This is a genomic window from Lentzea sp. (assembly GCF_036380075.1).
Lineage (GTDB): Bacteria > Actinomycetota > Actinomycetes > Mycobacteriales > Pseudonocardiaceae > Lentzea.
In genome coordinates, this window is sequence record NZ_DASVFL010000101.1 from 22,579 (window position 1) to 30,591 (window position 8,013).

The 8,013-nt window shown below is 72.3% G+C and carries 9 protein-coding genes; 4 read left to right on the top strand and 5 right to left on the bottom strand.

Going from position 1 to position 8,013, the window contains the following annotated elements; all coding sequences use genetic code 11:
• The first annotated feature begins 8 nt into the window (after positions 1-8).
• Positions 9-956 carry a GNAT family N-acetyltransferase gene (locus tag VF330_RS12420; protein WP_330851697.1) on the top strand — a complete coding sequence of 316 codons (948 nt, stop codon included), beginning with the start codon at positions 9-11 and terminating at the stop codon, positions 954-956.
• Here the strand turns inward: VF330_RS12420 and VF330_RS12425 are convergent.
• The gene (locus VF330_RS12425; protein WP_330851698.1) at positions 940-2,310 is read right to left on the bottom strand and encodes a PLP-dependent aminotransferase family protein; all 1,371 of its coding nucleotides are present in this window, start codon (positions 2,308-2,310) and stop codon (positions 940-942) included. The two genes, VF330_RS12420 and VF330_RS12425, sit on opposite strands and share 17 nt — an antisense overlap.
• Positions 2,311-2,378: 68 nt before the next feature.
• Here VF330_RS12425 and VF330_RS12430 point away from each other — a divergent pair, with 68 nt between their 5' ends.
• Positions 2,379-3,023, top strand: coding sequence for a pyridoxamine 5'-phosphate oxidase family protein (locus VF330_RS12430; RefSeq protein WP_330851699.1), 645 nt, complete (start codon positions 2,379-2,381; stop codon positions 3,021-3,023).
• Here VF330_RS12430 and VF330_RS12435 read toward each other — a convergent pair.
• The 4 genes from VF330_RS12435 to VF330_RS12450 all read right to left on the bottom strand — a co-directional run bounded on the left by VF330_RS12435 (position 3,004) and on the right by VF330_RS12450 (position 6,367).
• Positions 3,004-3,462 (bottom strand): cysteine dioxygenase family protein, encoded by a 459-nt coding sequence (locus VF330_RS12435; RefSeq protein ID WP_330851700.1) that lies wholly within the window; start codon positions 3,460-3,462, stop codon positions 3,004-3,006. The two genes, VF330_RS12430 and VF330_RS12435, sit on opposite strands and share 20 nt — an antisense overlap.
• A 117-nt stretch (positions 3,463-3,579) precedes the next feature.
• Positions 3,580-4,647 carry a cystathionine gamma-lyase gene (locus VF330_RS12440; protein ID WP_330851701.1) on the bottom strand — a complete coding sequence of 356 codons (1,068 nt, stop codon included), beginning with the start codon at positions 4,645-4,647 and terminating at the stop codon, positions 3,580-3,582.
• Positions 4,644-5,654, bottom strand: coding sequence for an NAD(P)H-dependent glycerol-3-phosphate dehydrogenase (locus VF330_RS12445; protein WP_330851702.1), 1,011 nt, complete (start codon positions 5,652-5,654; stop codon positions 4,644-4,646). Before VF330_RS12445 ends, VF330_RS12440 begins: the two co-directional genes overlap by 4 nt.
• A 5-nt stretch (positions 5,655-5,659) precedes the next feature.
• A complete protein-coding gene (locus tag VF330_RS12450; RefSeq protein ID WP_330851703.1) occupies positions 5,660-6,367 on the bottom strand; it encodes a lysophospholipid acyltransferase family protein in 708 nt (235 codons plus the stop codon).
• Between the two features lie 75 nt (positions 6,368-6,442).
• On the opposite strand from VF330_RS12450, the gene cofC reads away from it, so the two are divergent.
• Positions 6,443-7,066: a 2-phospho-L-lactate guanylyltransferase gene (cofC, locus tag VF330_RS12455; protein ID WP_330851704.1), complete on the top strand. Its 624-nt coding sequence runs from the start codon at positions 6,443-6,445 to the stop codon at positions 7,064-7,066.
• A 53-nt stretch (positions 7,067-7,119) separates the two neighbouring features.
• A partial coding sequence (locus VF330_RS12460) for a hypothetical protein (RefSeq protein WP_330851705.1) occupies positions 7,120-8,013 on the top strand: 894 nt, incomplete at its 3' end.

Sequence of the window (8,013 nt, forward strand, 5' to 3'; positions counted from 1 at the left end):
CTCCGTCCGTGCTGAAGATCGAAGTCCTCGACCTGGCCGACGAGGCGGCGGTCGGCGCGTACGTCGACGTCTGGCTGACAGGGCATCCGACGACGAACCGGTCGTGGGCGATCGAGTCGCTGTGGGAGCCGAACCCCGACTTCCGCGAGGTCGTCCGGCTCGTCGCCCGCGAGGACGGCGCGGGGGTCGGCATCACGTCCGTGGGGCTGCTCCACGGCGCGAACGCACATCTGGCGGTGGGCACGGTCACGGTGCACCCCGAGCACCTCCGGCAGGGCGTCGGCACCGCCCTGCTGGAGGCGTTGCTGCCGGAACTGCGCGCCCGCGGCGGCGCGGCGCTGGAGGGCTGGGGCGTCGTCAAGGGCAGTGCCGGCGAGCGGTGGGCTCTCGCGAGCGGGTTCCGGGCGGTCGCGGGCAGGGTCCTGCAACGGCTGACCATCGCCGACGCCACCGCGGACCAGACCGCGGCGGACGGGTACCGCCTGGAGCGGTGGGCCGGGGCGGCGCCGGAGCACCTGCTGGCGTCACTGGCCGCGACCAGGAACTCGATCCGCGACGCACCGGCCACCGAGTCCGCCCGGCAGGACCCCGAGTGGACGCCCGAGTCCGTCAGGGCCGACGAGGCCGAGGCCCGCGCGGCCGGAGCCGAACTGCGGGTCGTCGCCGCCGTCGAGGAGGCGACGGGTCTCGTCGTGGCGCAGACCGACGTCCCGCTGCACGCGGGCGACACCACCGACACGTTCTGGGGCAGCACGGTGGTCACGCCCGCCCACCGGGGGCGGGGACTCGGGCTCGCCGTCAAGGCGGAGATGGTGCGGTGGTTGCGGGAGGACCGGCCGGAGCTCGAACGGGTCGACTCGGGCACGGACGCCGCGAACGCGCACATGATCCGGGTCAACGCCCGGCTGGGCTTCGTCACGAACCGCGAGGTGGTCGTCGTCAGCCGCGCCCTCTGAGCAGCTCCGTCAGCACCGGCAGAGCGCTGACCAGCTGTTCCCGCGAGCACGCGCTGTACCCGATCGCGAGCCCGTGGAACTTGGCGCGGTTCACGTAGTGCCGCGCCAGCCCGTCCACGCGCAAGCCGCGTTCGAGCGCCAGCCGCATGATCTCGCGCTCCTGCTCGGCGTCGGGCAGCAGCACCACGACGTGCGCGCCCGCGTCGTCGCCGAGCATCCTGATGCCCGCGGCCGCGAAGGTGTCCACGATCAGCGCCCTGCGCTCCGACAGCTCCCTCCGCAGCTTGCGCAGGTGCCGGCCGAGGTCGCCGGTGCGGGCCAGCGCCACGACGACCCGTTGGCCCGCGGCCGCCGGGCTGGTGCCGGTGAGGTCGCGGTGCTCGAGGACCGTGGTGGCGATGTGCTCGGGCGCGACCATCCAGCCCGCGCCCAGGGTCGGCGTGAGGATCTTGCTCGTGGTGCCGAGGTGGACCACGACGTCCGGGGCCAGCGCGGCCAGCGACGGCAGCGGCGCGACGTCGTAGCGCAGTTCGCCGTCGTAGTCGTCCTCGATGACGAGCCAGCCGTCTCGCCGGGCCCGTTCGACCAGCGCCACCCGCCGCGCCGCCGACATGCGGCCGCCCAACGGGTACTGGTGCGCCGGCGAGCAGTAGACGGCCTTCACGCCGGGCGGCACGGCGTCGGGCAGGAGTCCCTCGGCGTCGACCGCGGCTTGGACCACGCGCAGGCCGTTGGCCTTGAACACGCCCACCGCCCGCTGGTAGCCGGGTTCCTCCACGGCCACGGAGTCACCGCGCTTCAGCACGGCGACCGCGATCTCGGTCAGCACGGCCGTGGTGCCGCCGGTCGCGAGGACGGGGTCGGCGCTGACGGCGAGCCCGCGGTGGCGCAGCAGGTGCTCGGCGATGACCTCGCGGTACTCGGGCAGCCCCGCGCGCTCGGGCCGGGACAACGGCGGCGCGTCGGCCGCGGCCCGCCACGCCCTGCGCCAGGCCGCGCGGTCGAGCCCGCCTGCCCACGGCGCGCCGGTGCCGAGGTCGACGAAGTCGGTGATGGCGGGCACGACGGGCTTGCGCGAACGCTTGCGCAGCGGGCCGGGCGGGGTCGTGGTGACGTAGGTGCCGGAACCGTGACGGCCGGCGATCCAGCCCTCGGCGTGCAATTGCTCGTAGGCGGCGGCAGTGACCGTGCGGGAGACTTTGAGCGAGTCGGCCAACGCGCGCGTGGACGGCAGACGGTCACCCGCCCGCAGCCGGCCTTCGGAGGCGGCGGAGCGGAGAGCGTCGGCGAGCTGGACGGCGAGCGGTTCGGCGGACTCGCGGTCCAGGGCGACGGGAAGCGCGGTCTCTGCCAAAGTGGCCTTCTCAGATCGGCTGGAACTGGCGCTTCAATGATGCCACTTCCGCGCGCACAGTAGAGAACATGACCTCTGACGTGCAGCTCTCCCCCACCGAACGCAGCACCATCAAGCGCGGCAAGAACAGGGCCGTCCAAGACCGCCGGGTGCTCTACGACATCCTCGACGCCGGCCTGGTCTGCCACCTCGCCGTGGAGGTCGACGGGGCGCCGTTCCTCGTCCCCACCGCGTACGGGCGGGACGGCAACCGCATCTTCCTGCACGGGTCGACGGGGTCGCGGTCCATCCGGAGCATGCTCGAGGGCAAGCCGGTGTGCGTGGCCGTCACCCTCGTGGACGGCGTCGTCTACTCGCGGTCGGTGTTCCACCACTCCATGAACTACCGGTCGGCGATCGTCCACGGCACGGCGAGGATCGCCGACGACCCCGAGCACGCGCTGAAGGTCATCGTCGAGCACGTCACGCCGGGCAGCTGGGACTACGCGCGCCGCCCGTCGAAGAAGGAGCTCGCGGCCACGGTCGCGGTGGAGATCGACCTCACCGAGGCGAGCGTCAAGGTGCGCGAGGGCGGACCCGGCGAGGAGCCGGAGGACCTGGCGGCGAACCTGGTGTGGGGCGGGCACATGCCGCTCGTCCAGACCTGGGGCGCGCCCGTTCCGCACGAGACCGACCGGGCGGTCCCGCCGCACGTCAGCGGACGGGACCGTTGACCGGGTCGTAGCGGTAGGACGTCATGGCGCGGGTGCCGTGGCGGTACACGTGGATCGACACGGCCGGGTCCACACCGTCGTTGCGCACCTGGTGCACGTAGCCGGGGCCCCACACGCGCGACTGACCGGTGTGCAGCGTGTGCACGACCTGGATCTTCGTCGTCACGACCTCGGTGAGGACACCGCTGACGACGGTGAACGCGCCGGAGGTCGAGTTGTGGTCGTGCAGCGAGGCGGTCTGGCCGGGCAGCCAGCTCATCAGCCAGATCTCCTGGTCGTCGGCGCGCTCGACCAACGCCGAGAAGCGCTCCTCCGGGTCGTACCGGAGCAGGTGCTTCCAGCGGTCGCGGTCGGCCGCCCACGACAGAGCCACCCGAACGGGGTGCAGCAGCGCGGAGCTCTCGGGCAGGACGACGGAGTTCTCGGGAACGGCGAACATCGGAGAAGCAGTCCTTACGGTGGCGAATGCGCGAGAAGAGGACGCGGGACTATCGCCAGGTACAACACAGTGCGCTGAAGGACATGCAGCAGAGGGTCCCGAACCCGGGACCCTCCGTCAATCCAGTCCCAAGGCTTGGGACACGTCCGCGACCAGGTCTCGAGTGTCCTCGCAGCCGGCCGAGAAGCGCACCAGTCCTTCTGGCACCGGGTCGCCGAACTGCGCGCGCCGGTCCGCCGTCGAGTGCAGGCCGCCGAACGACGTCGCCGCCGACACCAGCCTCGACCGCGACAGGAACTCGTCCACCGCCGCCTTGTCCCGCAGCACGAACGTCAGCACGCCGTTGAACCGCCGCATCTGCTGTGCCGCCACGAGGTGCGCCGGATCGTCCGACGCACCCGGCCAGCGCAGCCCCTCGACACGGCCCTTCAACAGCGAGTGGAGCGCCGCGGCGTTCTCCGCCTGCCGCGCGAGCCGCAGGTCGAGGGTTCCCAGGCCGCGCAACGCGAGCCACGTCTCGAACGGTCCGGGGATCGCGCCGTTCAACGTCCGCGCGTCCCGCACCCGTGCGGCCAGCTCGGGAGAAGCCAGCGTCACGTGTCCGAAGAGGACGTCGCTGTGCCCCGCGACGGCCTTGGTGTCCGACGCCACCACGATGTCCGCGCCGAGCTCCAGCGGCCGCTGCCCCAGCGGCGTCGCGGTCGTGTTGTCCACGGCCAGCAACGCCCCGGCGGCGTGCACGCGCGCGGCCAGGTCGGCGATGTCGCAGACGTCCAGGCCGGGGTTCGACGGGGTCTCCAGCAGGACCAGCTTCACCCCGTCGAACGACGGGTACGGCCCCGCGGTCGGCACCTCGACGACGGTCACGTCCATTTCGGACACGAACTTGCGGGTCAGGAAGTAGCCGTCGGACGGGACCACCAGGGTGTCCCCGGTGGCCAGCACGGCCCGCAGCAGCGTGGAGATCGCCGCCATGCCGGACGGGAAGACGACGCACTCGCCGCCCTCCAGCGACCCCAGCGCGGACTCCAGCGCCCGCCACGTCGGGTTGCCGGCGCGGCCGTAGTAGTCCTGACCGCCGAGGTGGTACGCCGAGGCGAACACCGGCTGCGCGCCGAACGGGTCGCCCGCCTCGCCGGAGAACGCGTGGACGACTCTCGTGCCGTCACCGAGTTCGGGGGTCACTGGCGTTCGTGCTTCCGGTCACGGCCCAGCAGCGCGGCACCGAGCTCGCGCACGCTCAGACCGTCGTGGCACACCTCGTGCACGCCTTCGGTGATCGGCATGTCCACGTCGTGCGACCGGGCGAGGTCGCGGATCGACGAGCACGACTTCACGCCTTCGGCGACCTGTCCGTGCGCGGCCTCCTGCGCCTGCGCGAGGGTCTCACCCTTGCCCAGCCGCTCGCCGAAGGACCGGTTGCGCGACAACGGCGACGCGCACGTCGCCACCAGGTCGCCCAGGCCAGCGAGGCCCGCGAACGTCAGCGGGTCCGCGCCCAGCGCCGCACCGAGCCGCGCGGTCTCGGCCAGGCCGCGCGTGATGATCGACGCCATCGTGTTGTCGCCGTAGCCCATGCCCGCCGCCATGCCGCACGCCAGCGCGATGACGTTCTTGCACGCCCCGCCCAGCTCGCAGCCGACGACGTCGGTGTTGGTGTACGGGCGGAAGTACGAGTTGGAGCACGCGTGCTGGAGGTCGACCGCGCGGTCGTGGTCCGTGCACGCGATGACGGTCGCGGTCGGCTGCCCGACGGCGATCTCCTTGGCCAGGTTGGGTCCGGACACGACGGCCACCTGCGACTCGTCGACCCCGGCGACCTCCCGGATCACCTCGCTCATCCGCTTGCCGGTGCCGAGCTCGACGCCCTTGGACAGCGACACCAGCGTCGCGTCCGGCGGCAGGAACTCCCGCCACGCCGACAGGTTCGCCCGCAGCGTCTGCGACGGCACCGCCAGCACCACGGCGTCCGCGCCGTCGAGCGCCTTCGCCGGGTCGGCGGTGGCGACCAGGTTGGCCGGCAGCGAGATGCCCGGCAGGTAGTCGGTGTTCACGCGGGTCTCGGTGATCGCGGAGGCGACCTCCTGGCGCCGCGCCCACAGCACGACCTCGGGGCCGGAGTCCGCGATGACCTTCGCGAACGCCGTGCCCCACGACCCGGCGCCGAGCACCGCAACGCGTTCGATCGCCATGGTGTTCAGGCCTTCCTCGGTCCGTAGAAGCCTTCCGGCGCCGGCACGCCGCGCACCTCGGACAGCAGGCCCTTGACGCTGGTCATCAGCAGGTCGGTGACCTCGCGCAGGACGGCGAGCGACTCGTCCCCGGTGCGGTACGCGGACAGGTCGACCGGCTCGCCGACGAGGTAGGTGACCGTCTTGCGCGGGAACGGGCGGAACTTCTTCTTGTAGTGGTCGTAGATGTCGACCGTGCCCCAGCGGGCGATCGGGATCACCGGGCCGTCGTGCTGGAGCGCGAGCCTGGCCACGCCGGTTCGCGAGTTCATCGGCCACGCCTCGGGGTCCTTGGTGATCGTCCCCTCCGGGTAGATCACCACGATCTGGCCGTCGGCCAGCGCCTCGTGGGCCGCGCGGAGGCTCTGCTGCGCGTCGGACGTGCCGCGGTAGACGGGGATCTGCTTCGCGCCGCGCAGGATCCGGCCGGCGACCGGGATGTTCCACAGGCTGTGCTTCGCGAGGAAGTGCGGCACCCGGCCGTTGCGGTGGGTGAACACCGCGTCGTAGATCGGGTCGAGGTGGGAGATGTGGTTCATGACCAGCAGCGCGGAGCCCTCGCGCGGGATGCGGTCGCCGTGCAGGTACTTCCGCCTGCCCAGCAGGCCCGACAACGGGTAGACGATCACCGCGGCGACCCCGACCCAGAAGCCGCCCTTCTCGCGTTTGGCCACGTGGACCTCTCCTCACTCCCTGCGTGGATCTGCGCCCGACAGCACAGTAGTCGCCAGATCGTGGAGTATGACGAGGTGAGGGATGAAGTCGACCTCCTTGTCCCGGTGAAGACCCTGGACAGGGCGAAGACCCGGCTGACCAGCGCGACCGGCGGGGATCCGGTGTCGCACGCGGCACTGGCGCTCGCGCTCGCCCTGGACACGGTGAGCGCGGCGGTCGCGACGCCCGCCGTCCGTCGCGTGGTGACGATCACATCGGACCCGGCGGTGGCGGCCGAGATGGCGGCACTGGGCGTCGAGTCGCTGCCCGAGCCCTCCGAGCCGGGACTCAACGCGGCACTGGCGCACGGCGCGCGCACGGTGCGGTCCCCGTGGATCGGCGCGCTCCAGGCCGACCTGCCCGCCCTCAGGCCGGCCGAGCTCCAGGCCGCGCTCGAAGCCGCGCGGAACCGGCGCGCGTTCGTCCCCGACCGGCAGGGCACCGGGACGACGTTGCTCCTCGCCGCGCCCGGCGGTGAGCTCGACCCGAGGTTCGGCGTCGGATCGGCGGGACACCACCGGGTGTCCGGCGCCGTCGCGCTGCTCGGTCCGTGGCCGTCGCTGCGCTGCGACGTGGACACGGAGGAGGACCTGCGGCTCGCGCTGGGCCTCGGTCTCGGCGAGCGCACCGCGAACGCCCTGCCCGCCTGGACAACCTGAGCGACCGCCGCGCGTCTTCCGGGTCACCGAGGTGATCACTACTGGGGAGACTGATGCGAGCGCTCATCGCGCTGGCGGCGATCACGGCCATCGCGGGCTGCGTCGCCGTCGTTCCGATCGACCGGCCCTCCGACTACACCGCCCCCAGCACGCTCGGCTCGTGCCGTGCCGACCTGCCCCAGGACTGGAAGGACGAGCTGTCCCGCACCACGACGGAGGTGGGACCGCACGAGAAGGTCACGGTCGTCGCCGCGAACGACAACGCCGACGTGACGCTGGTGAAGACCACGCGCAACAGGACGACCGAGCTCGTGCTGCGCGACAAGGGGAAGCGCCAGCAGGTCATGGCGGTGAAGGACGACGCCCAGCTCTTCGGCGTCGAGTTCGACGGCCGCTGGGTCACGTTCTCCACGAACACGAGCCCGTCCGATCCCACCTCCACCTACGCGTGGGACTCCCGTGACGACGGCGCGCCGGTGCGGATCGGATCCGAGGGAGCCGTGGTGCAGGGCGGCAGGGCCGCGTGGAGTGACGAGAAGGGCGTGCACGTCTACGACCTCGCCAAGAAGAAGGACAGGGTCGTCGGCCAGGGCGGGAGGCCGGTGTTCCTCGGTGGCGCCGTCCTCTGGCTGCACGAGGGGAAGTTCCGCTCCGAGGGCCCGCTGCCCGACCAGCTGAGGAACGCCGAGCCCAGCGGGGACGTCGCGGCGGACGGCCGCACGGTGGTCTGGGTGCAGGGCGACGAGCTGCTCGGCTGGCGGGACGGCTGGACCGCGCCGCGCGAGCTCGCCGAGATCCGGGATGCACCGCGGACCGAGGGCATCGTGTTCCCGCGGGTGAGCGGCGACTTCGTGTCGTGGCAGTCGGAGTCCTCGTACATCACGGACATCCGCAGCGGCGCGACCATGCACACGTCCGACGGCGCGTACTGGCTGGAAGTGCACGGT

What these genes read in the sequence shown, in the direction of transcription:
- VF330_RS12445 (WP_330851702.1), bottom strand. Translation starts at nt 5,654, where the DNA reads ATGGCGATCGAACGCGTTGCGGTGCTCGGCGCCGGGTCGTGGGGCACG.
- VF330_RS12430 (WP_330851699.1), top strand. Translation starts at nt 2,379, where the DNA reads ATGACCTCTGACGTGCAGCTCTCCCCCACCGAACGCAGCACCATCAAG.
- VF330_RS12435 (WP_330851700.1), bottom strand. Translation starts at nt 3,462, where the DNA reads ATGTTCGCCGTTCCCGAGAACTCCGTCGTCCTGCCCGAGAGCTCCGCG.